This is a genomic window from Rhizobium rosettiformans (genome assembly GCF_016806065.1).
In the GTDB taxonomy this organism is placed as follows: Bacteria; Pseudomonadota; Alphaproteobacteria; order Rhizobiales; family Rhizobiaceae; genus Allorhizobium.
The window spans coordinates 229,670-251,868 of record NZ_CP032405.1 but is presented as its reverse complement, the minus strand read 5'-3'; the positions used below and the strand labels follow the sequence as shown (position 1 = coordinate 251,868).

At 61.6% G+C, this 22,199-nt stretch carries 22 protein-coding genes; 9 read left to right on the top strand and 13 right to left on the bottom strand.

The window, feature by feature from the left end; translation table 11 throughout:
* Position 1: 1 nt before the first annotated feature.
* Positions 2–553 (bottom strand): TRAP transporter small permease subunit, encoded by a 552-nt coding sequence (locus D4A92_RS01295; protein ID WP_006726949.1) that lies wholly within the window; start codon positions 551–553, stop codon positions 2–4.
* A gap of 377 nt (positions 554–930) precedes the next feature.
* Between D4A92_RS01295 and D4A92_RS01290 the strand changes: the two genes are divergently transcribed.
* From D4A92_RS01290 to D4A92_RS01280, 3 genes are all read left to right on the top strand, one after another.
* Positions 931–3,240, top strand: a complete 2,310-nt coding sequence (locus D4A92_RS01290; protein ID WP_203017599.1) for a putative bifunctional diguanylate cyclase/phosphodiesterase — start codon at positions 931–933, stop codon at positions 3,238–3,240.
* Positions 3,241–3,421: 181 nt separating this feature from the next.
* Positions 3,422–4,171, top strand: coding sequence for an N-acyl amino acid synthase FeeM domain-containing protein (locus D4A92_RS01285; RefSeq protein WP_203017597.1), 750 nt, complete (start codon positions 3,422–3,424; stop codon positions 4,169–4,171).
* A 132-nt stretch (positions 4,172–4,303) separates the two neighbouring features.
* Complete coding sequence (locus tag D4A92_RS01280; RefSeq protein ID WP_185808792.1) at positions 4,304–4,528, top strand: aa3-type cytochrome c oxidase subunit IV; 225 nt, start codon at positions 4,304–4,306, stop codon at positions 4,526–4,528.
* 157 nt (positions 4,529–4,685) lie between these two features.
* Here D4A92_RS01280 and D4A92_RS01275 read toward each other — a convergent pair whose 3' ends face one another.
* Positions 4,686–5,552 carry a tetratricopeptide repeat protein gene (locus D4A92_RS01275; RefSeq protein WP_203017595.1) on the bottom strand — a complete coding sequence of 289 codons (867 nt, stop codon included), beginning with the start codon at positions 5,550–5,552 and terminating at the stop codon, positions 4,686–4,688.
* 138 nt (positions 5,553–5,690) lie between these two features.
* Positions 5,691–5,918 (bottom strand): 30S ribosomal protein S21, encoded by a 228-nt coding sequence (gene rpsU / locus D4A92_RS01270; RefSeq protein ID WP_054148188.1) that lies wholly within the window; start codon positions 5,916–5,918, stop codon positions 5,691–5,693.
* Positions 5,919–6,222: 304 nt separating this feature from the next.
* On the opposite strand from rpsU, the gene D4A92_RS01265 reads away from it, so the two are divergent.
* From D4A92_RS01265 to D4A92_RS01240, 6 genes are all read left to right on the top strand, one after another.
* Positions 6,223–7,476, top strand: coding sequence for a sarcosine oxidase subunit beta family protein (locus D4A92_RS01265; protein WP_203017593.1), 1,254 nt, complete (start codon positions 6,223–6,225; stop codon positions 7,474–7,476).
* A 17-nt stretch (positions 7,477–7,493) separates the two neighbouring features.
* Positions 7,494–7,814 (top strand): sarcosine oxidase subunit delta, encoded by a 321-nt coding sequence (locus D4A92_RS01260; RefSeq protein ID WP_054148190.1) that lies wholly within the window; start codon positions 7,494–7,496, stop codon positions 7,812–7,814.
* Positions 7,811–10,804 carry a sarcosine oxidase subunit alpha gene (locus D4A92_RS01255; RefSeq protein ID WP_203017591.1) on the top strand — a complete coding sequence of 998 codons (2,994 nt, stop codon included), beginning with the start codon at positions 7,811–7,813 and terminating at the stop codon, positions 10,802–10,804. Before D4A92_RS01260 ends, D4A92_RS01255 begins: the two co-directional genes overlap by 4 nt.
* Positions 10,797–11,351 (top strand): sarcosine oxidase subunit gamma, encoded by a 555-nt coding sequence (locus D4A92_RS01250; protein ID WP_203017588.1) that lies wholly within the window; start codon positions 10,797–10,799, stop codon positions 11,349–11,351. The genes D4A92_RS01255 and D4A92_RS01250 overlap by 8 nt, the downstream gene beginning before the upstream one ends.
* Before the next feature lie 211 nt (positions 11,352–11,562).
* A complete protein-coding gene (locus D4A92_RS01245) occupies positions 11,563–11,802 on the top strand; it encodes an antitoxin MazE family protein (protein ID WP_203017587.1) in 240 nt (79 codons plus the stop codon).
* Positions 11,799–12,167, top strand: coding sequence for a type II toxin-antitoxin system PemK/MazF family toxin (locus D4A92_RS01240; protein WP_203017586.1), 369 nt, complete (start codon positions 11,799–11,801; stop codon positions 12,165–12,167). The genes D4A92_RS01245 and D4A92_RS01240 overlap by 4 nt, the downstream gene beginning before the upstream one ends.
* Before the next feature lie 58 nt (positions 12,168–12,225).
* Here D4A92_RS01240 and D4A92_RS01235 read toward each other — a convergent pair whose 3' ends face one another.
* From D4A92_RS01235 to glgA, 10 genes are all read right to left on the bottom strand, one after another.
* A complete protein-coding gene (locus D4A92_RS01235; protein ID WP_203017585.1) occupies positions 12,226–13,290 on the bottom strand; it encodes a DUF2332 domain-containing protein in 1,065 nt (354 codons plus the stop codon).
* A gap of 20 nt (positions 13,291–13,310) precedes the next feature.
* Positions 13,311–13,799, bottom strand: coding sequence for a MaoC family dehydratase (locus tag D4A92_RS01230; protein WP_203017584.1), 489 nt, complete (start codon positions 13,797–13,799; stop codon positions 13,311–13,313).
* An 88-nt stretch (positions 13,800–13,887) separates the two neighbouring features.
* The gene (gene glgX, locus D4A92_RS01225; protein ID WP_203017583.1) at positions 13,888–15,846 is read right to left on the bottom strand and encodes a glycogen debranching protein GlgX; all 1,959 of its coding nucleotides are present in this window, start codon (positions 15,844–15,846) and stop codon (positions 13,888–13,890) included.
* Between the two features lie 79 nt (positions 15,847–15,925).
* Positions 15,926–16,654: an arsenical resistance protein ArsH gene (gene arsH, locus D4A92_RS01220; RefSeq protein WP_203017582.1), complete on the bottom strand. Its 729-nt coding sequence runs from the start codon at positions 16,652–16,654 to the stop codon at positions 15,926–15,928.
* Complete coding sequence (arsC, locus tag D4A92_RS01215) at positions 16,629–17,054, bottom strand: arsenate reductase (glutaredoxin) (RefSeq protein ID WP_203017573.1); 426 nt, start codon at positions 17,052–17,054, stop codon at positions 16,629–16,631. Before arsC ends, arsH begins: the two co-directional genes overlap by 26 nt.
* Before the next feature lie 6 nt (positions 17,055–17,060).
* A complete protein-coding gene (arsB, locus tag D4A92_RS01210; protein ID WP_203017571.1) occupies positions 17,061–18,119 on the bottom strand; it encodes an ACR3 family arsenite efflux transporter in 1,059 nt (352 codons plus the stop codon).
* Between the two features lie 3 nt (positions 18,120–18,122).
* Positions 18,123–18,644 carry an arsenate reductase ArsC gene (locus tag D4A92_RS01205; protein WP_203017569.1) on the bottom strand — a complete coding sequence of 174 codons (522 nt, stop codon included), beginning with the start codon at positions 18,642–18,644 and terminating at the stop codon, positions 18,123–18,125.
* 10 nt (positions 18,645–18,654) lie between these two features.
* Positions 18,655–19,014, bottom strand: a complete 360-nt coding sequence (locus D4A92_RS01200; protein WP_203017567.1) for an ArsR/SmtB family transcription factor — start codon at positions 19,012–19,014, stop codon at positions 18,655–18,657.
* Between the two features lie 112 nt (positions 19,015–19,126).
* The gene (locus D4A92_RS01195; protein ID WP_203017566.1) at positions 19,127–20,755 is read right to left on the bottom strand and encodes an alpha-D-glucose phosphate-specific phosphoglucomutase; all 1,629 of its coding nucleotides are present in this window, start codon (positions 20,753–20,755) and stop codon (positions 19,127–19,129) included.
* A 3-nt stretch (positions 20,756–20,758) separates the two neighbouring features.
* On the bottom strand, positions 20,759–22,198 hold the full coding sequence (glgA, locus tag D4A92_RS01190) for a glycogen synthase GlgA (protein ID WP_203017564.1): 1,440 nt from the start codon (positions 22,196–22,198) through the stop codon (positions 20,759–20,761).
* Between the last annotated feature and the right edge of the window lies 1 nt (position 22,199).

The window sequence follows — 22,199 nt, the reverse complement described above, 5'->3', positions numbered from 1 at the left end:
CTCAGGCCTCCTTGCCTTCGGGCTGCGGCGCGACCGTATGCGGGTCCTCGATCCGTCCCATCAAGACGGCGGCCCGCTTGATGATTTCGGAGAAGGCCTGCGCAGTCAGCAGGATGAAGCCGATCAGGACGACGGCCTTTGCCGGCCAGATGATCAGGCCACCAGCGCTCGACGAGACTTCGCCAGAGCGGAAGGACAGCCAGAACCAGGGCCAGGCCAGATAGGCCATCAGGAAGGAGAAGGGTACCAGGAAGATGATGTGCAGTATCAAGTCGAGCCAGTCGCGCGTGCGCTTCTTCCAGCTCCCTGACAGGATATCGATGCGGATATGTTCGTTGCGGAGCAGGGCATAGGCGGCGGCGAGCATGAAGACGGTTCCGTAAAGGTACCATTGCAGCTCAAGCCAGGCGTTTGACGAGATATCGAAGATCTTGCGAATGACGGCATTGCCGGCGCTGATCAGGACGGCGGCCAGGAGCAGCCAGGAAACCCAGCGCCCGATGGCCCCGTTGATCGCATCGATCAGCCGAGAAACAGCCAACAGGATTGTCATTGTGTTTGTTCTCCCCTTGTCTTTTCGTGCTTAGAGCAATGGCAAACCACGCGCAACTGGACTGCGTAGATCCGCCCGCGGGGGCAACGAAAGTTGAATTGGCAGAGGGTTGCAGCCGGGGATGGCGCTGGCTTTTCGCCTGCGCGCTTCGCTTGTGCTCGCTTGCATTTTAACGGTTTCGATATGTCGCCCTTAAGAGGTTCTCGCTTACTGGTTTGCGTGTCACCTCGAAGCAGTGCATTTTAGAACTTGCTTCGTTTTGCGTGTAACTGTGACGTTTTAGGACATGCTTTTCGCCGCAAAACAGGCACAAGGACTGGAAGAGACATCATTTGAAAACTGAGGTTTCGCGTCCAACCTTGCCGGGAGGGCAGATCATGAAGACCGAGAAGCGGCACGATCAGAATGTGCCCACGGATGTGTATCTGTCGTTCGTCAGTTCTCTGTTCGACAACCGCTTCACGCTGTTTACCGGCATGGTTGTCCACATCCTCACCTTCGTCACGGTCTATGTGCAGACGGGCGCGTCCTTCTACCTCTTTTTGTGTGCCTGCTTCGTTGCCGTCTTTTCGTTCCGGCTGCATTCCTTCTTTGTCTTCGATCGCGAGGACAAAGCGAAGCTGACGCGGCAGCAGATCGCTGCCTGGGAACGCCGCTATGTCATCGGCGGCGCATCGACCGCCGCGATCCTGGGTATCGGCAGCGGCTACGCGATGCTCGCCTTCGAGGACACATTCGCGGAACTTGCCTGCATAGCCGTCACCATGGCATCGATGGTGTCCGTCGTCGGCCGCAACTATGGATCTCGGCTTGCCGTCGATCTGCAGACTTTGGCGTGTTGCGTGCCCATGGTCATCGGCAGCCTTCTGGCGCAAGACATCTTCAAGGCTCTGCTATCGCTGATGCTCGTGCCCTTTGGTCTCACCGTGCGGTCGATGGCCAATGGTGTGCGCGACTTTCTCTATGAGAATGTCCTGGCCTCGCGCGAAATGGCGAAAATTGCCGACCGCTTCGACACGGCGCTCAGCAACATGACGCATGGTCTGTTGATGCTCGATCCGAACAATCGGATCGAGGTGGTCAACCGGAAGGCCTGCGAATTGCTCAACCTGGGGGACCGCCGCCGCCTCGTCGGCTGCGATCTCGATGTCGTCCTGCGCTACGGCGTCCGCCATACGTTTGTGGACGGGGCCATGTCGAGCCTTCTCCAGAAGCAACTCGTCCATCTCGTGCAAGGCTTCTCAAGCCGCGCGCTCATGCATTTCTCCGAGGACCTGGTGCTGGAATTCTCCGCCAAGCGGCGCGACGAGGGCGGGGTCGTGTTGATCTTCGAGGATGTCACAGCCCGGGTACATGCCGATCGCAAGATCCTTCACATGGCCCGCTACGATAGTCTGACGGGGCTGCCGCAGCGGGGATACTTCATCGATCTGGTCCGCGAGCGTCTGGAGCGCTCCGGCGAGTTCGGGACGACTGTCGGTCTAATGATCCTCGACGTCGCCGATTTCAAGCACGTGAACGATCTCAAGGGGCATCTGACCGGCGACAAGCTGCTGGTCTCCATCGCGTCCCGCCTGACGGCGTTTGCCGCGGGCAAGGCGATTGTCGGCCGACAAGTGGGCGATCACTTCATCTGCTTCTTCCCGAACGTCGAAGATCAGGATGACCTCGAAGACGTGATGCGCGGCCTGCATGCCGCCTCCAGCGCCGAGTATGATGTCGAGGGGATGCGTATCCCGGTCGTTTTTTCTGCCGGAGCGGTGCTCGTCGAGAGTGCCGCCTTCGACATGGACGACTGGCTGGTCAAGCTAGATATCGCGCTGTTCGAATCGAAGGCGCGCAGTCGGGGCAGCTTCACGCTTTTCGTCAAGGAAATGGATGCGCGTTATCTGGAGCGGCAGCGGCTGAAAGCCGATCTCCGAGCGGCCGTCGACCAGCATGCCATCACCGTCGTCTACCAGCCCATGTTCACTCCGGATGGGCGCGGTCTCGTCTGTTGCGAGGCGCTTGCCCGATGGCATCATCCGGAAAAGGGGCCGATCGCGCCAAACATCTTCATCCAGATCGCGGAAGAGATGGGCATTGTCACAGAGATCACGGAGCAGGTACTGCGCCGAGCCTGTTTTGATTGCCAGACTTGGCCGGAGGCAATTGGTGTTTCGGTTAATCTTTCCGTCCACGATCTCAGGCAGGGCGATCTCGCCGCCACGGTCGAACGGATACTTTCCGAGACTGGGCTCTCTGCCAAGCGGCTGCATCTTGAGGTCACGGAAAGCAGCCTGATCGAAGAACTCACTCCCGCCCGCGCCGTTCTGGACAGGCTACGTGGGCTCGGGATCACGATTTCCATCGACGATTTCGGCACCGGCTTCTCGAGCCTCAGCTACCTGGATACCCTGCCCGTCGATGTGGTGAAGATCGATCGTTCTTTTGTTCGCAACATCGGGCAGGACGCCCGCCGATTGAAGCTTCTGCGGGGGATCGTCAGCCTGACGCGCGGTCTTGACATCGGGATTGTGGTTGAGGGGGTAGAAACGCGCGAGCAGCTATCGCTGATCAAGAAGCACAACTGCGCCGATCTCATCCAGGGCTATGTCTTCTCGATGCCGATTGCCCCCCATGCCATCGCCGCTCTCGCAGAAGAGGCCGAAGTCAACGGGATCGCGGCCCACGTCGGCGTGGCTTGACCATCTATTCTGCTGCCTGTGTCCGTGTCCCGTCACAACCGCTGCTCTTCGCCAAGGCAGTTGCGAATGCGACTGTTAACCTTAACCTATCGCATTTTAATATCTTATTAATTTTCAGGGGAGCGAGGTAAAAGGATAGGTGATACCCCATGCCATCGTTTGCAGACGGCGGGGTATCAGTATGGAACTGGAAGGCTTTTCGGAACGATTGATGCGCTACCTCGATTTCATCGAGTATCGCCGGATCGAGACGCAAGAAGATTTCGAAGATATCGAGCAGTTACGTTACAAGGCCTACAAGGCAGCGAACGTGCTCCCGGTCGCGGCGCCAAGCATGATTGATGATGCTGATTTCGACCGGCACGCCTATGTTTTCGGGATCTATTATTTCGAAGAGCTAGTCAGCACGATCAGGCTTCACCACGTGACCCCAAAACACCCACTATCCCAGTCGGCAGGCGTCTTTCCCGACGTGATGGAAGCCTACCTGGATGCGGGACTGACCTTGATCGACCCCGCGCGTTTCGCTGTCGATCCAGATGTGGCAAGCGAGTTGCCCATTCTCCCCTACATCACTCTTCGAACGAGCATTGTCGCTGCCGCCTATTTCAAGGCGGACCGCGTGCTGCAACACGTTCGGCCGCATCATACTGCCTTTTACAAGCGCGTCTTCTATGCGGAAACCGTGGTCGAGCGGCGGATGACCGAGATCTATGGTCTCGAGCTCACACTCATGGCCACCAATACCCACACGACGGGTGCAAAACTGCTCAAGCGCTATCCCTTCTTCGATTCCGGGGTGCACGAGCGCCGCCTGATGTTCGGACGTGGGGAGGGGGCGCCGTTGACCACGCCGCTGACGGTTCTGCCTTCGGCGCGGCTCGTGGCGGCGGGAAAGGTCACAGGCGCTGTCGCTGGTCGGGATTATTGACCACAAGCGCCGGATCCGATTGCGCTCCGCCTGCCGTTTGTGTATGCGGGGAAAAGATACATTTCTGCCCATGGTTTCGTCAGATGTGATTCCGCCGTGGTGCCGCTAGACTTAAGATTTGGGAGATCGAACATGAGCGAACATCATTCCGGTCCGGTCGAAACCGGTGCTTCTATGGACTACAAGGAGCACGAGAAGACCTATGATCTCTTCATCGCCGGCACCAAATATGGCACGGCCATCCTGGTTGCCCTGATGATCGCCATGGCTGCCGGCTTCTTCGGCGGTGCTGGCCTGCTCGGCGGGTTCTTCATCTGGATCGTGCTGTCGGTTGCCGGCGTCTTCATGATGCGCTGAACGGCGACAGAGCTTTGATTGACGCGAGGCGGTCCTGCAAAGGATCGCCTTTTTTCATGCAGTATTCCATCTGATGCGCAGGGCGCGTGGATGGAGGGCAAACAAAAAAACGGCGGGTCACCCCGCCGTTTTCGATGTCTTGTCAGTGGTTTTGGCCTTAGCTGGTCGTGCCGCGCGTGCGCGCCAGGCCCTGTTTGGCCGGCTCGTATTTGGGGTCGAGGCGCAGCGCATGGCTGTAGGACTTGGCTGCACGGGCCTTGTCGCCGCGGCGCTCATAGATCAGCGCCTGGTTGGCCCAGCTCTCGGCGATGTTGTTGTTCAGCTCGATCGCGAGGTTGAAGTCGGCGAATGCGTTGTCGTCGTCGTTCAGCGCGACATAGGAAACGCCACGGCCATTGTAGGGCTCAGGCGCCCGCGGCGAAAGCGAGATCGCCTTCGAGAAGTCGTCGATCGCCCTCGCATGGTCGCCACGCAGCTGGTAGATCAGGCCGCGATTGTGAAATGCGCGGCCATCTGTCGTGTCGAGCTGGATGGCGCGGTTGAAGTCGCCGAAGGCCTCGTCGATCCGGCCGGCCTGGCGGTAGATATTGCCGCGGCCGATATAGGCGACGTCGTAGTTCGGATTGATCTTCAGCGCCGCATTGTAGTCGGCGGCCGCTTCGACCGGCTTGCCCATGTTGCGATAGACCAGCGCGCGGTTGGCATAGGCCTGGAAAAACTGCGGGTTCAGCTGCAGGGCGGTGTTGAAATCGTCGAGCGCCTGGCGGAACTGGCCGGCGCGTCCATAGGCCGAACCGCGCACGTTGTAGCCTTCCGGATCACGCGGGTTGGACTGGATGACGGCGGTGAGGGAGGCGATGTTCTCCTCGGAGCCCTGGGCCCGGTCGAGACGAATGACATCCGTGGTTTCCGTCGTGGTGGCGCAGCTTGCCAGGGTCAGCGTGGCGAGCAGGGCTGCCGCAGTGGCCAGTCGCGGCAAGCGCGAAGCCTGGGAGGCGGAGAGGAACACGGAGGTTTTCGTCATGAGGCGCATCATCCGGCGGCCGCCAGAACCCCTCGTAGGCGTCGGACAGCGCTAGTTCGTGTTGCATATCAAAAGAGCGGCGGCGATTCGTCTCGCCCCCGCCCTCATTTCATAGGAAAACGTCTAAATCTAGGCTGATCAGCGCGCGCGAGCAGGGGCCGGCAGAAGGCCTTCGCGCTGCATCTTCTTGCGGGCGAGCTTGCGGACGCGGCGAACGGCCTCGGCCTTTTCGCGTGCACGCTTCTCGGACGGCTTTTCGAAGAAATCGCGCATCTTCATTTCACGGAAAATGCCTTCGCGCTGCATTTTCTTCTTGAGAGCGCGGAGCGCCTGGTCAACGTTGTTGTCGCGGACTAGTACCTGCACGTTTATCCCGTTCCTTTGGTTTTAAGTGTTGGTCCTTCCGTCGATGGAGGTCACATCTTCGGAAACAGCGTAATGGTTCGCGCGGCCACTGAGTCCGGCGATTGGGTTGCGAGATACCAGAAGACCCTGGTGAAGTCCATATGGCGCAAGGCTTCCCGCCAATAATTTTGCGCCCTACGCTGCACTTCTTCTGGGGTGTCGAAAGACGGATGACAATGCGTCGCAAAACGGACGTCATGTCGTGGGTTGATCTGCGACCTGTATCATCCTACCCAAATGCCTGAACCACAGGAGTTTAAGGCGAATGCGCAAATATTCGGTCTTTGCCGTTGTCCGTGAGGCGATGCGTGCCCACAAGGGATGGGAGGCTCAGTGGGTCTCTCCCGAGCCGCGGCAATCCTATGACGTCATTATCATCGGTGCCGGCGGCCATGGCCTGGGCGCCGCCTATTATCTGGCCAAAGAGCACGGCATCATCAATGTCGCTGTCATCGAGAAGGGCTGGCTTGGCGGTGGCAATACCGGTCGAAACACGACGATCATCCGGTCCAACTATCTCTATGAAGAGAGCATGGACATCTACGAGCATTCGTTGAAGCTCTGGGAAGGTCTGTCTCAGGACCTCAATTATAATGTCATGTATTCGCCGCGTGGCGTGATGATGCTGTCGCACAATGTGCATGATCAGCAGTCCTTCAAGCGCCATGTGAATGCCAATAATCTCTATGGCATCGACAATGAGTGGCTGACGCCGGAGCAGGCCAAGGCCTTTTGCCCACCGCTCGATATCTCGAAATCGGCCCGCTATCCGATCAACGGTGCAGCGCTCCAGCGTCGCGGCGGCACGGCCCGCCATGATGCGGTTGCCTGGGGTTATGCGCGCGCAGCGTCCGATCGCGGTGTGCACATCATCCAGAACTGCGAAGTGACAGGCATCCGCCGTGGTCCAAATGGTGAAGTCACCGGCGTCGACACGACCAAGGGCTTTATCGGCGCGAAGAAGGTCGGCGTGTCCGCGGCCGGCCATTCCTCCGTCGTCATGGGCATGGCGGGCGTTCGCCTGCCCGTTCATTCGACGCCGCTCCAGGCGCTCGTCTCCGAGCCGCTGAAGCCGATCTTCCCCTGCGTGGTCATGTCGAACACCGTGCATGCCTATATCTCGCAGTCGGACAAGGGCGAGTTGGTCATCGGGGCCGGCACCGACCAGTATAATTCCTACAGCCAGACCGGCGGCATGCAGATCATCACGCATACGCTGGACGCCATCTGCGAGCTCTTCCCGATGTTCCGTCGCGTGAAGATGATGCGCCAGTGGGGCGGGATCACCGACAACACCGCCGACCGTTCGCCGATCCAGAGCGTGACGCCGGTTCCGAACCTCTTCGTCAATGCCGGCTGGGGTACGGGCGGCTTCAAGGCGACGCCGGGGTCTGCCAACCTCTTTGCCCATCTCATCGCCAAGGGCGAGCCGCACCGGCTGGCCCAGGGCCTGACGCTCGACCGGTTCCGCACCGGCCGCCTCATCGACGAGGCAGCCGCCGCTGCCGTGGCGCACTGAATCAGGGATCGTCCAACATGCTGGTCATCAAATGCCCCTATTGCGAAGAAGAGCGTGCCGAGCTCGAGTTTCGCGCCGCCGGTGAAGCGCATATCGCGCGCCCGGAAAACATCGCCTCGATCACCGACGAGGAATTCGCCGACTACTTCTTCCTGCGCGACAATCCGAAGGGACTGATCTTCGAACGCTGGCGCCATATCCATGGCTGCGGACGCTTCTTCAACGCGGCCCGCGACACGATCTCCGACAAGATCCTGCTGACCTACAAGGCCGGTGAGCCCATGCCCGATCCTGCAACACTGGTTGCCCCGTCTGCGTCGAAGGGAGAAAAGGCATGAGTGCTGCCAACCGTATTCCCGGCAAGGGTCGCCTGACGCCGGCGCTGACTGCCCGTTTCACCATCGATGGCCGCACACTGACGGCTTACGAAGGCGATACCGTAGCGTCTGCCATGATCGCCAACGGCATGCACCTCGCCGGACGCTCGTTCAAGTATCACCGTCCGCGCGGTATCCTGACCGCTGGTCCGGAGGAGCCGAATGCGCTGCTCGACGTCTCGCGTGACGCTGCCCGCCGCCAGCCGAATGTGCGGGCGACCGTGCAGGAAGTCTTCGACGGCATGAAGATCGAGACGCAGAACCGCTGGCCATCGCTGTCGCTCGACATCGGCGAGGTCAACAATCTGATGTCGCCTTTCTTCGCCGCCGGCTTCTACTACAAGACCTTCATGTGGCCGAAGGCTGCCTGGCACCAGATCTATGAGCCCTTCATCCGTCGCGCCGCCGGTCTTGGCCATGCGCCGAAGGAAGCCGATCCGGACCATTATGCCAACCGCTATGCCCATTGCGACGTGCTGGTGATCGGTGGCGGTGCCGCCGGTCTCGCTTCGGCGCTCGCTGCCGCCCAGACGGGCGTGCGCGTCATGATCGTCGACGAACAGCCGGACATGGGCGGTGCCTTCCACTTCGATACGGGTGCGACCGTCGACGGCCAGAGCGGCTGGGACTGGGCGCAAGCGACCGTCGCCAAGCTCAAGGGCATGTCCAACGTCACCGTGCTCTCCCGCACGACGGCCTTCGGCTATCACAACCACAATTACGTGGCGCTGGTTGAACGCGTCACCGATCACGTCGCCAAGCCCGCCAAGAACCAGCCGCGCGAGCGTCTGTGGCAGGTGCGTGCGAAGCGCGTGATCATCGCCAGCGGTGCGATCGAACGCCATATGGTGTTCGCCAATAATGATCGCCCGGGCATCATGCTGGCAGCGGCGGGCCGCACCTATCTCAACCATTTCGGCGTCGCCGTCGGTTCCAAGGTCGGTGTCTACACGGCGCATGACTCGGCCTATGAAGCGGCGATCGATCTGAAGAAGGCTGGCGTCTCCGTGCCCGTCATCGTCGATGCGCGCGAAAAGCCGGGTGAGGGCGTGCTTGCCCAGGCGCGTGCGCTGGGCATCGAAGTGCTGACCGGCCATGGTGTTGTCGATACTGCTGGCCGTCTCCGCGTCCGCTCGATCACCGTGCGCCGCAATGGCGGAGGCGCGAGCCGCAAGATCGAGGTTGATGCGCTTCTGATGTGCGCCGGCTGGACGCCATCGGTGCACATGTTCTCGCAGTCGCGCGGCAAGCTGAAATACGATGCCCCAAACGACCGCTTTCTGCCTGACGTCTATGTGCAGGATTGCGTGTCCGTCGGCGGCTGCAACGGCACTGACGACCTGCAGGCACTGCTCGATGAGGCGAGTGCTGCTGGTCTCTCCTCGGCCAAGGCAGCGGGTGCGACCGAGGCGCTTTCGGTTTCGCTGTCAGGTGCAAATGCGCATGCCTGGACCGGCGGTATGATTGGTGCCGCCGAAGGGGCGGGCCGTGACGACAACGTCAAGGCATTCGTTGACTTCCAGCACGATGTCTGCGCCAAGGATATCCGCCTTGCCGTGCGCGAGGGGATGCATTCGATCGAGCATATCAAGCGCTTTACGACCAATGGTATGGCCTCCGACCAGGGCAAGCTCTCCAACATGCATGGTCTCGCCATTGCAGCCGAAGTGCTCGGCAAGGAAATCCCGCAGGTCGGTCTCACCACCTTCCGTGCGCCCTACACGCCTGTCACCTTCGGCACGCTGATCAACCACTCGCGCGATGCGCTGTTTGATCCGACCCGCAAGACGCCGATGCATGCCTATGAAGTCAGCCAGGGCGCCGTCTACGAAGACGTCGGCAACTGGAAGCGCGCCTGGTATTATCCGAAGGCCGGCGAAGACATGCATGCCGCCGTGAACCGCGAATGCAAGACTGTGCGCGAGGCCGCCGGCGTCTTCAACGCCTCGACACTCGGCAAGATCGAGGTCGTCGGGCCTGACGCCGCCGAGTTCCTGAACCTGATGTATACCAATGCCTGGGATACGCTGAAGCCGGGCAAGGCGCGTTATGGCATCATGACGCGCGAAGACGGTTTCATCTATGACGATGGCGTCGTTGGCCGTCTCGCCGAGGATCGCTTCCATGTGACCACCACGACGGGCGGTGCGCCGCGTGTCATGCACCACATGGAAGACTATCTGCAGACGGAATTCCCGCATCTGAAGGTCTGGCTCACCTCGACCACGGAACAATGGGCGGTCATTGCCGTCCAGGGTCCGAAGGCGCGCGACATCATCGCGCCTTTCGTCGAGGGCATCGATATCTCCAACGAAGCCTTCCCGCATATGAGCGTGGCCGAAGGCAAGTTCTGCGGCGTGCCGACGCGCCTCTTCCGCGTGTCGTTCACCGGCGAACTCGGCTTCGAAGTCAATGTGCCCGCCGATTTCGGCGCTGACGTCTTCCGGCAGATCTGGGAGCGCGCCCAGTCGCTCGGCGCCTGCCTCTATGGCACCGAGACCATGCATGTCCTGCGCGCTGAGAAGGGTTACATCATCGTCGGTCAGGACACCGACGGCACGCTGACGGCTGATGATGCCGGCCTCTCCTGGGCGGTATCGAAGAAGAAAACCGACTTTGTCGGCATTCGCGGCATGAAGCGTCCGGATCTGGTCAAGGAAGGCCGCAAGCAGCTTGTCGGCATCTTCACCAAGGATCCGAGTGAAGTGCTCGAAGAGGGCGCGCAGATCGTCGCCAATCCGAACCAGCCGAAGCCGATGACCATGCTCGGTCACGTGACCTCGTCCTACTGGTCGGAAAACCTTGGCCGCTCGATTGCGATTGCCATGGTGTCAGGTGGCCGTGCACGCATGGGCGAGACGCTTTACGTGCCGATGAAGGACAAGACCATCGCGGTGGAAGTGACCGACATGGTATTCTTTGACAAGGAAGGAGGCCGCATCCATGGCTGATCTGTCTGTTGCAGAACGCAAAACCGTCCTTGCCGGCTTCCATGGCGGCAGCGCCAAGGTGCGCCTGACGCCCGCACTTCCCGCCACCCGCGTGTCACTGCGCGCCGGTGCCGATGCCGTCGCAGGTCTCTCCAAGACGCTCGGCCTGAAGCTTCCGACAAAGCCCAAGACGTCCGTCTCGGCCAAGGGCCGCACGGCCTTCTGGATCGGTCCGGACGAATGGTTCCTGATCGACGAGAAGGGTGACGCGCTGATGGCCGACTGCGCCGCCTCCGGCGTCGTTCACTCGGCGACAGACGTTTCCTACCGCAACACGGCGATCATCGTCTCGGGTCCGGCTGCCGCCGACACGCTGAATGCGGCCTGCCCGCTCGACCTGTCTCTCGCCGCCTTCCCGGTGGGTGCGGTCACGCGCACCGTCTTTGGCAAGATAGAGATCATCCTCTACCGCGTCGAGGAAGAGACGTTCCGGGTCGAATGCTGGCGGTCCTTTGCAGAGTATGCGTTCGGCATGCTCGCCGAGGGCGCGGAGGATGCTTCGCTCTGAGGGGCGGGGTGTTTCAAGGGTTTTGAGGAGGCCGGGGTGACCCGGCCTTTTTTATGAGACACGACACCCTGTCTGGTCAGGGTTGCAAAAGCCTCCTTTCTCCTCTGCACTCTGCATCGCAAAGGCTCGCAATCTCTGTCGGTCCATGATAGGTTACATGTAACTAGATTAAGGTTGTGAAACCAATGATGCGAAGCAGATGGAACCCGTCATGTCCTCTATCGCCAAACCCAAGCCGTCCCGCGTGAAGGTGAGCGAGCATCGCGCGCGCCTGCGGGCGCAAGGTTTGCGCCCGATCCAGATCTGGGTACCGGATGTCCGTGCCGCGTCATTCAAGGCGGAAGCGCACCGTCAGTCACTTGCCGTTGCAACGAGCGCTGATGCAGTGAGCGATCAGGCTTTTATCGATGCTGTCTCCGACATCGACTTCGAAGATGGTGATGACGCTTGAGACGCGGCGACATCTGGACTGTCTCGGGCGGCAAGGACTATGCGGGAAAACCTCGCCCCGTAGTCGTGGTTCAGGATGAGGTGTTTGACGCCACGGATTCCATCACCATTTGCGCCTTTACCACGGATGAAACCGACGCGCCGCTTTTTCGCCTGCCGGTGGAGCCGAATGAGCGCAATGGACTGCATTCACCGTGCCGGCTCATGGTGGACAAGATTACGACAGTGCCGAAATCCAAGATAGGAAAAAGGGTCGGACGGTTGGATGACGCCGATATCCTGCGGCTCAATCAGGCAGTTCTTGTCTTTCTGGGGCTCGCAGGTTCATCAAGGGGCAAAACCGATCAGCCAAAGAGTTCTGTATGATCCATGAGGATGGCGTATCGATCGCCATTAGCGGCACAACTCCGTTGGCCAACTCATTTCAGACGGCTGAACCTTCCCACCCCACCCATTTCACCCAGCGCCCATGAAAATCCGCCCGGCCGATCTCGCGGGTTTCGCCCGCCGGCCACAGCGTCAGCAGGAGTGCCGCACCCTCCGGCTTGCCATCGGCCTCCAGCTGCAGTCGGGCCAGCGGTGCGGCTTCCGTCGCGCGGGCACCCGCATCGGCGATCAGCGCTTCACCCTCGGCCTTCAGCGCCGGCGGCAGATATTGCCAGGCGATGGTGTGGTAGATCACGTGGGTCATGCCCGGACGCGTCACCAGGCGCTTGTGCAGCCAGTCGATGGCGTCGGCCTTTTCGACCTTCATACCGCTTTCGGTGGCCATGGCAAGCGCTGCTGCCGTGCGGTCGAGGCGGTCCTGCTGATCGGCCCAGATGTAGGAGAAGAGCCGCAGGCGGTCGTCTTCTGAAGATGGGTCGAGCGGGTTGAGGTCGCAGCCGGCGCGTTCGGTGATCTGGACTGCAGCGTTTGGCGGCGGCGGGCCTTCCCAGCGTGGGGCGAGTTCGACGGCGGAGGCTTTGCCCCAGCGGAAGTCTCCCAGTTGGTAGATGTAGCAGTCCCATTGCAGGTTCAGCCCGGCGCTTGCGCCGACTTCCGAGAGGATCAGCGGTTTGCCCGTCAACGATGCGATGGTCAGGAAGCCGGGGAGCAGGGCGGAGGAGCGGCGCACCTCGTTGGTCTGCGGTGCCGACCTCAGGCGCTCCAGCATGAAGGCTTCGTCGCGGCGCAAGGCGGCTTCCACAGCGGCCCAGAGCGTGTCGTCGTCGACGGCATTTGGCGGATAGACGGCTGACAAGGCCTGATCCTGGCCGGATCGGACCAGGGCATGCAGCGTGCCGGCCAACCGGAGCGCCAGCGCGTCGCCCGTGCCGTCAGGATTGCCGGGCCAGCCGAGGATGGTCGCACCAACACGGGTCTCGTCTGTCAGCCGTTCTGCCGTCAGCGTGCAGAGGCGGGCAGTGAAGGGGGAGCCGAGATCGGCGCAGGCTTTCGTCTGGCGGCGGAAACTCTGGCGGATCTGGTCTGCCCGGTCGTCGCTCATGGTCTAAGGCGCCTTTCGTGTCAGACGCCTTCCGGGCGATCCTTCGGGTCGAACTGGGAAATGGTGATCCAGTCGGCGGTGAGAGCCGGTTTTCGCTCATCCTCGATCTCGACGGTCACATCATAGGTGTTCATCAGCATGCCCGCGCCGCGGAAGCGGGCTTCGGCGAGCTTGAAGGAGCCGCGAATGCGCTTGCCGGTGCGGACGGGTGACATGAAGCGGACTTTCTCGAAGCCGTAGTTTATGCCCATGGTCTGCTCGCGAATCTTCGGCAGGCAGTTGTAGTTCATCGCTGACAAGAGCGAGAGCGTCAGGAAGCCATGGGCAATGGTGCCGCCGAAGGGCGTTTCGGCGGCGGCGCGCACCGGGTCGGTGTGGATGAACTGGTGGTCCATGGTGGCACCGGCGAAGGCGTCGATCATGGTTTGATCGACGGTGATCCAGTCCGACACGCCCACCACGGTTCCAACGAGGCCCGGCACGTCCTTGAGCGAAATCTCTTGCGGCATGAAAAGAACCTGATCCTTCAACAATTCCCGCAGGCTACAGCCGCTTGATGTCGGGCGGAAGAGGCTAACATCACTGCAGTGCAAAAACTCAGGTTTCAACGCAGAAATCGACGCTGCGGGGTCTCGCGGCAAACGTCGCGGCGCTGCGGCCGGTCTGCAGACGTCGCCATTTGCGTTTGCCCTGCGGCGGGAGCGCGAAATCGGTCGCCTTGGTCGATCGGTTGATGAGCACAGCGACGCGGCAGTCCTTGCCGGTCTCCCGATCGATCGAGGTCAACACCATGGTGAAGGCACCGAGGTCGGGCGTTTCCCAGTCGGCGACCGTCATGGGCACGCCGTCGGTGTTCAGCCAGCTGACATCGCCGTCTCCGGTCAGGACACTCGTATCCATGAAGCAGGAGAAGCGCTGGCGCATGGCGGCCAGACGGGCGGTGGTTTCGATCAGTTCCTCGTCCGCCCCAGACCAGTCGAGCCAGGTGAGGGCATTGTCCTGGCAATAGGCATTGTTGTTGCCGCGTTGCGTGCGGGCGAACTCGTCGCCGGCCGTCAGCATCACGGCACCTCGGCTGGCAAATAGCGTGGAGAGCAGGGCCTCGACATCCTGCCGACGCTTCTTGAGGATCGCCTTGTCGGATGTCTCACCCTCGACGCCGTTGTTCCAGGAATGGTTCTCGTTGTGGCCGTCGCGGTTGTCCTCGCCGTTCGCCTCGTTGTGTTTGTGCTCAAAGGAGACGAGGTCGTAGAGCGAAAAGCCGTCATGGGCGGCGATGAAGTTGACGCTGCGGGTCTGGCCGTGGCCGTCATGGGCGAAGAGTTCGGCGGAGCCGGCAAGCGCCGTTGCAAGATCGCCTGTCGTCCCGGCATCGCCCCGCCAGTGGCGGCGGAAGGTGTCGCGGGCGCGGTCGTTCCATTCGAGGAAGGCGGGCGGGAAGCGGCCGAGCTGGTACCCGCCGAGCCCGATGTCCCAGGGTTCGGCGATCAGGATGCGATCCTCCAGCACTTCGTCCTCGAGGATGGCCCTGAGAGTAGGTGCGTCCTGATGGAAGCGGTCCCAGTGCCGTCCCATGATCGGTGCGAGGTCGAAGCGGAAACCGTCGATACCGGCTGACAGGACGAAGTGGCGGAGCGTATCGACGATCAGTTGACGGACGAAGGGATGGTCGCAGGCGAGCGTGTTGCCGCAGCCGGTGTCGTTGACCAGCGTACCCGGATCATCGGCCACATGGCGGAACAGCGAGCGGTTGTCGATGCCGCGTAGCGAGAGCGTGGTGCCATGCACATCGCTTTCGCCGGTGTGGTTGAAGACGAGGTCGAGGATGACGCCGATGCCTTCCGCATGAAGCGCGGCGACCGTCTCGCGCAGCTCCTTCACGCCGCCGGGCACGAGGCGCGGATCGAGCGCCATCATCGCGACGGGGTTGTAGCCCCAGCTGTTGGTGAGGCCGAGCGGGGGCAGATGCCGTTCGTCGATCCAGGCGGTGATCGGCATGAGTTCGACCATGTCGACGCCGATACGCCTGAGATGCGCGAGGATTGCGGGGTGGGCGAGGGCTGCGAGCGTGCCGCGTTGGGCGTCCGGGACGTCAGGATGTAGCATGGTCAGTGCCTTGACGTTGACCTCGTATATGAAGCCGGTGCGCTCGCCGAGCGGCATCATGGGCTTTAGCGGCTTGTGCGCCTTCACGATCGATTTCGGCATCAGGTCGGCGGTGTCGACGCCGAACTGACCAAGGCGTGTGTCGTAAACGAAGGGCCGGTCCAGCTCGGTGGCGTAGGGATCGATCAAGAGCTTGGATGGATCGTACCAATGGCCTTGAGACGGATCATAGGGGCCGTGGATGCGGAAGCCGTAGCGGGCGCCTTCCTTGACGTCTTTCGCAAAGACGTGATGCACATCGCCTTCACCCCGCACCATCGTGAGGGGGGCGAGTTCCGTCTCGCCCCCCTCATCGAAGAGGCAGAGGTCCACGCGTTCGGCGTGATGCGACCAGAGACGGAAATCGGTACCGGTTTTGCCCAGGGTGGCTCCGAGCATCGGCTTGGTCATGGATCGCCTCGTGGTCCGGTTGATTCGCGCGCCTGATGGAACATAGCAGGCGGGCGGCCCCGGACCAGAGTGGTTGCGTTTACATGGCCTTGAGGTTCACGGCTTTCACGGCTGCTTCCTTCCGTTCGCTATAGCGATCGGTCAGGTAGTCGGAGATGTCACGGGTGAGGTAGGTGAACTTCACTAGTTCCTCGCAGACATCGACGACGCGCTCGTAATAGGATGAGGGCTTCATTCGACCATCCGCGTCGAATTCCTGATAGGCCTTGGCGACCGAGGACTGGTTCGGGATGGTGAGCATCCGCATCCAGCGGCCGAGCAGGCGCATGGCGTTGACCGCATTGAACGATTGCGAACCGCCGGAGACCTGCATGACGGCGAGCGTCTTGCCCTGCGTCGGCCTGATGGCCCCGACGGACAGCGGGATCCAGTCGATCTGCGCCTTCATGATGCCGGTCAGCGTGCCGTGGCGCTCGGGGCTCACCCAGACCTGGCCTTCGGACCAGGCCGAGAGGTCGCGCAGTTCCTGCACCTTGGGATGGCTCACCGGTGCATCGTCGGGTAGCGGCAGGCCGGAAGGATCGAAAACCTTCACTTCTGCGCCGAAATGCTCGAGCAGGCGCTTGGCTTCCATGGCCAGTAGGCGGCTGAAGGAGATCTGCCGCAGTGAGCCATAGAGGATCAGGATGCGCGGCTTGTGGGTGGAAAAGGGGCGCCGCAGCGCCTCCAGATCCGGCATCCGCAAATGATCGAGATCCGCGGCGGGCAGGTCTACAGTCACATCAGACAAGGCGCTTGCCCTCCGCATCGAGCACGGCCTCGCCGTCTTCCTTGACAAAGGCGGAGGTGAAGGCATCTGGGTCCAAGATGTCGAGCACCAGCTCGGACGGACGGCAAAGGCGCGTGCCCATGTCGGTGACCACGAGCGGGCGGTTGATGAGGATCGGGGTTGCGATCATCGCATCTAAAAGCTGGTCGTCCGAGAGAGCGGGATTGGCAAGGCCGAGTTCCTCATAGGGCGTGCCCTTTTCGCGGATTGCCTGGCGCACGGACAGGCCGGAGTCGGCGATCATCTTCGCCAGGGCTTCCTTGCTCGGCGGGGTCTTCAGGTATTCGATGACATCAGGCTCGATGCCGGCATGGCGGATAAGGTCCAGCGTGTTGCGCGAGGTGCCGCAGGCCGGGTTGTGATAAATGGTGACGTTCATGAAATTTCAGGCCTTTGCTTGATTGGCGGATCTGGCGGTGACGGCGTTGCCCGCCTCGTACCAGCCCTTGCTGCGATTGACGACGGCGACCAGCGCCAGCATGACCGGCACTTCGATCAGCACGCCGACGACGGTGGCCAGGGCGGCGCCCGAATTGAAGCCGAAGAGGCTGATGGCGGTTGCAACCGCAAGCTCGAAGAAGTTGGAGGCGCCGATCAGGGCGGAGGGGCCGGCGATGCAATGGGCTTCGCCGGTCATGCGGTTTGCCAGATAGGCGAAGCCGAAGATGAAGACCGTCTGCAGGAAGATCGGTACGGCGAGGATCGCGATCACGATCGGCTGGGCGAGGATCTGGTTGCCCTGGAAAGCGAAGAGCAGGACGACGGTCAGGAGCAGCGCGCCGATCGAGAGCGGCTGTATCTGGTCCTGGAAGCGTTGCAGGGCGCGACCATCGCCGCTGCCGAGCGCCCGGCGCAGGATCTGGGCGACGATAACCGGCACGACGATGAAGAGCGCAACGGAGATGAGAAGCGTATCCCAGGGCACAATGATCGAGGAAACACCGAGCAGGATGGCGACGATCGGCGCGAAGGCCAGCACCATGACGGCATCGTTGAGTGCGACCTGGGTGAGGGTGAAGGGCGCATCGCCGCGGGTGAGGTTCGACCACACGAAGACCATGGCGGTGCAGGGTGCGGCCCCGAGCAGGATGAGGCCGGCGATATAGCTGTCGATCTGATCGCTGGGCAGGAAGGGCGCAAACAGCCAGCCGATAAAGATCCAGCCAAGAACTGCCATGGAGAAAGGCTTGACTGCCCAGTTGGCAAAAAGCGTGACGCTCATGCCGCGCCAATGGGTCCCCACTTCGCGGATGGCGGCGAAGTCGATCTTCATCAACATGGGAATGATCATCAGCCAGATGAGGACTGCAACCGGCAGGTTGACCTTGGCGATCTCGGCCGAGCCGATGAGCTGAAAGAGGCCGGGGAATACCGACCCTAGCGCGATGCCGGCGGCAATCGCCAGCGCGACCCAGAGGGTCAGGTAGCGTTCAAATGTGGACATGGATCAGGCGACCTCGGGATTGGCAGCATCGGTGGTCGCGCCGATCTCGGCCAGGCGCTTCTGCAGCGAGAGCTTGTCGAGGCTCGTCATCGGCAGGCTGACGAAAATGGAAATACGGTGATTGAGCATCCGGTAGGCCTCCGCAAAGGCGAAGTGCTTTTCGGAATCCGTGCCTTCAGCTGCAGCCGGATCCGGCACGCCCCAATGGGCGGTCATCGGCTGGCCGGGCCAGACGGGGCAGGCTTCGGCGGCGGCATTGTCGCAGACGGTGAAAACGAAATCGAGCTGCGGCGAGCCGGGTACTGCGAACTCGTCCCAGTTCTTCGAACGCGCGAAGCTCGTGTCATAGTTCATGCCCTTCAGCAGTTGCAGCGTGTAGGGGTGAACTTCACCCTTCGGCTGGGAGCCGGCGGAATAGGCCTTGAACTTGCCCTGGCCGAGCCGGTTCAGGATCGCTTCGGCGATGATTGAACGGGCGGAGTTGCCGGTGCAGAGGAAAAGAACATTGTAGATCTTGTCGGACATGACAGGTCTCTCAGTTAGGGCGGGTGATTTCGAGGGTAGGGGAACAGCAGGCGAGATCGTCGATCAGCGGCTGGCAGAGGCTGGCGTTGCCGCCACAGCAATCCTTGAGAAGGTAAAGCGCGACAGCGCGGAAGCGATCGAGATCGGCGCGGTAGATGATCGAGCGGCTTTGGCGCTCGCCTGAAACGAGGCCGGCCTGGGACAGTGTCGACAGATGCGCCGACATGGTGTTTTGCGGCACGCCGATCAGGCGGGCGAGTTCGCCGGCGGGTATGCCATCAGGCTCATGCGCCACCAGCAGGCGGAAGGTCTGTAGCCGGGTCGGCTGGGCCAAGGCGGCAAGCGCCGCGATCGTCGTTTTTTCATCCATAATTCCAGAATAGTGGATATATTGGGTGAGTCAATGCGTTGATAGGCCAAATACGAAAACCCCCAACCTTTGCAGGCCGGGGGCTCAAAATTCTCTCGAAGGACTGCTGCGATCAGGTGATGACCGTCGGCTCGTTCATGCCCGTGTAGCGCTTGATCTCCGCCACCTCTTCCGCTGCCGCAATCAGGTCAGCGAGTGCCGCCTGCGTCTCGATGCCGTGGCGGCTGGCGTCGGGCTCGTAGCGTTCGACATAGAGGCGCAAGGTCGCGCCCGAGGTGCCGGTGCCGGAGAGGCGGAAGACAATGCGGCTGCCGCCTTCGAAGAGGATGCGGATGCCCTGGTTCTTCGAGACGGAGTGGTCGATCGGGTCGTGATAGGCGAAGTCGTCGGCAGCCGTTACTGTGAGGCCGTTGATCTTGCTGCCGGGCAGGCTGTCGAGTTTGGCGCGGAGGGCTGCGACCAGCGCGTTGGCGTTCTCTGTATCAACGCCTTCGTAGTCGTGGCGGGAATAGTAGTTGCGGCCGTATTCGGCCCAGTGGCTTTCCACGATCTGCTTCACGCTCTGCTTGCGGGCGGCCACGATGTTGAGCCAGAAGAGCACGGCCCAGAGGCCGTCCTTTTCTCGCACATGGTCAGAGCCGGTGCCGAAGCTTTCTTCACCGCAGACGGTGACCTTGCCGGCATCCATCAGGTTGCCAAAGAATTTCCAGCCGGTCGGGGTCTCATACATGCCGATGCCGAGCTTTTCCGCCACTCGGTCGGCGGCGGCACTTGTGGGCATCGAGCGGGCGATCCCGGCAATGCCTTGTCTGTAGCCGGGGGCGCAGGTGGCGTTGGCGGCGATCATCGCGAGGCTGTCGGAGGGAGTGACGAACATCCCCTTGCCGACCACCATGTTGCGGTCGCCGTCGCCATCGGAAGCCGCACCGAAGTCCGGGCCGTCGGCACTCATGACGTCGTCGTAGAGGGTCTTGGCGTGGACGAGGTTCGGGTCGGGATGGTGGTGGCCGAAGTCGGGCAGGGGGACTTCGTTGCGCACGGATCCTGCCGCTGCGCCGAGGCGCTTCTCAAGGATTTCGACCGCATAGGGGCCGGTGACGGCGCTCATCGAATCTATCACGACGCGGAAGCCGCCTGCGATCAGCGCGCGGATCGCGGGGAAATCGAAGAGGGTTTCCATCAGGTCGGCATAGTCGGCGACCGGGTCGATGACCTCGACGGTCATGCCGGCGAGATCGAAGCTGCCTGTTGTGTCGAGGTCAATGTCGGCGACATCGGCGATCTTGTAGCTGTCGATGACCTTGGTGCGGGCAAAGATCGCGTCGGTGATCTTCTCCGGTGCCGGGCCGCCATTGCCGATATTGTATTTGATGCCGAAGTCTTCGGTCGGGCCGCCGGGATTGTGGCTGGCCGAAAGCACGATCCCGCCAAAGGCATGGTATTTGCGGATGACATGCGAGGCGGCCGGCGTCGACAGAATGCCGCCCTTGCCAACCATGACCTTGCCGAAGCCATTGGCGGCGGCCATTTTCAGAGCGACCTGGATGACTTCGCGGTTGTAGTAGCGGCCGTCGCCGCCGATCACCAGCGTCTGGCCTTTGAAGCCCTCCAGGCTGTCGAAGATCGCCTGGATGAAGTTCTCCGCATAGTTTTCCTGCTGGAAGACCGGAACCTTCTTGCGCAGTCCCGACGTGCCGGGCTTCTGATCCGCATAGGGTTTCGTGGAGACGGTCGAGATCATCGATTACAGGCCTTTCGAGACGAGGCGTTGATAAAGGTCGGCATAGGTCGCGCCGCTCCTGTTCCAGGAGACGTCGGATTTCATGCCTTGCTTCTGCATTTGCGACCAGAGACGATGGTCACTGTAAAGCCGAAGCGTGCGGCGGATGGCGCGGCGGAGTGCATCAACGGTCACCGGCGTAAACTGAACGCCGGTCGCAACACCGGCAGCCAAGGCCGCTTCATTGGCGTCGATAATGGTATCAGCAAGGCCGCCGGTGCGCGCGACAAGTGGAACACAGCCATAGCGAAGGGCGTAGAGCTGGGTCAGGCCGCAAGGTTCGAAGCGCGAGGGCACGAGGATGATGTCGGAACCGGCCTGCATGACATGCGACAGACCTTCGTCATAGCCGAGAACCATGCTGACGCGGCCGCGATGATGGGCAGCGGCAGCCTGGAGCGCCGCCTCGATCCCGCTTTCGCCGGAGCCGAGGATTGCGAGCCTGCCGCCGGCATTGACGATCTCGTCGATGACGTCAGGCAGCAGGTCCAGCCCCTTCTGCCAGGTGAGGCGCGAGATGACGCAAAAGATTGGCCCATCGTCGCCGTCGAAGGCGAAGCGCTCGACCATGGCCGCGCGGTTGCCGGCGCGTTTCTTCAGCGCGGTGCCCGAGTATTTACTTGCCAACAAAGGGTCTGCGGAAGGGTCCCAGACCTCGGCATCGATGCCGTTGACGATGCCGTAGAGGTCGGTGGAACGGCTGGCAATGACGCCGTCGAGACCCATGCCGAATTCCGGCGTCAGGATCTCCTCCGCATAGGAGGGGCTGACCGTGGAGAGCGCATGGGCGGTGACGAGCCCGCTCTTCAGGTAGCTGATCGTGCCGTAATATTCGAGCGCCTCGTGCCAGGCATGGCCCGGCAGGCCGAGATAGGGGAAGAGTGTGGCGCCGAACTGGCCCTGGAACGCGATGTTGTGGATCGTGAGAAGGCTCGGCACTTCAGGTGCTTCGGCGTAGCGCATATAAACGGGAACCAGTGCACCCTGCCAGTCATGCACATGGACAAGGTCCGGTTTGAAGCTCGGCAGCACGCCCGCCGCGATCTCGGCGCCCACCTTGGAGAGAACGGCGAAGCGCTTCCAGTTGTCGGGATAGTCTCGCCCCTGGGTGTCGAGATAGGGGCCGCCTGACCGCTCATAGAGTGGCGGGCAGTCGAGGATAAGGAGATCGAGGCCTTCGTGTTTCGCCTCAAGAAGCGTGACCCGCTCGTCGAGGATATCCTCGAATTCGTGGACCTTCTTCGGCTTCTTCACCGCCTTCATTACGGCTGGATAGCCGGGGATCAGCGTCTTCGTCTCGACGCCATGGGCGGCGAGCGCGATCGGCAAAGCGCCCGCGACGTCGGCGAGGCCTCCGGTCTTGATCAGCGGATAGAGTTCGGAGGCGACCGAAAGGACCTTCATG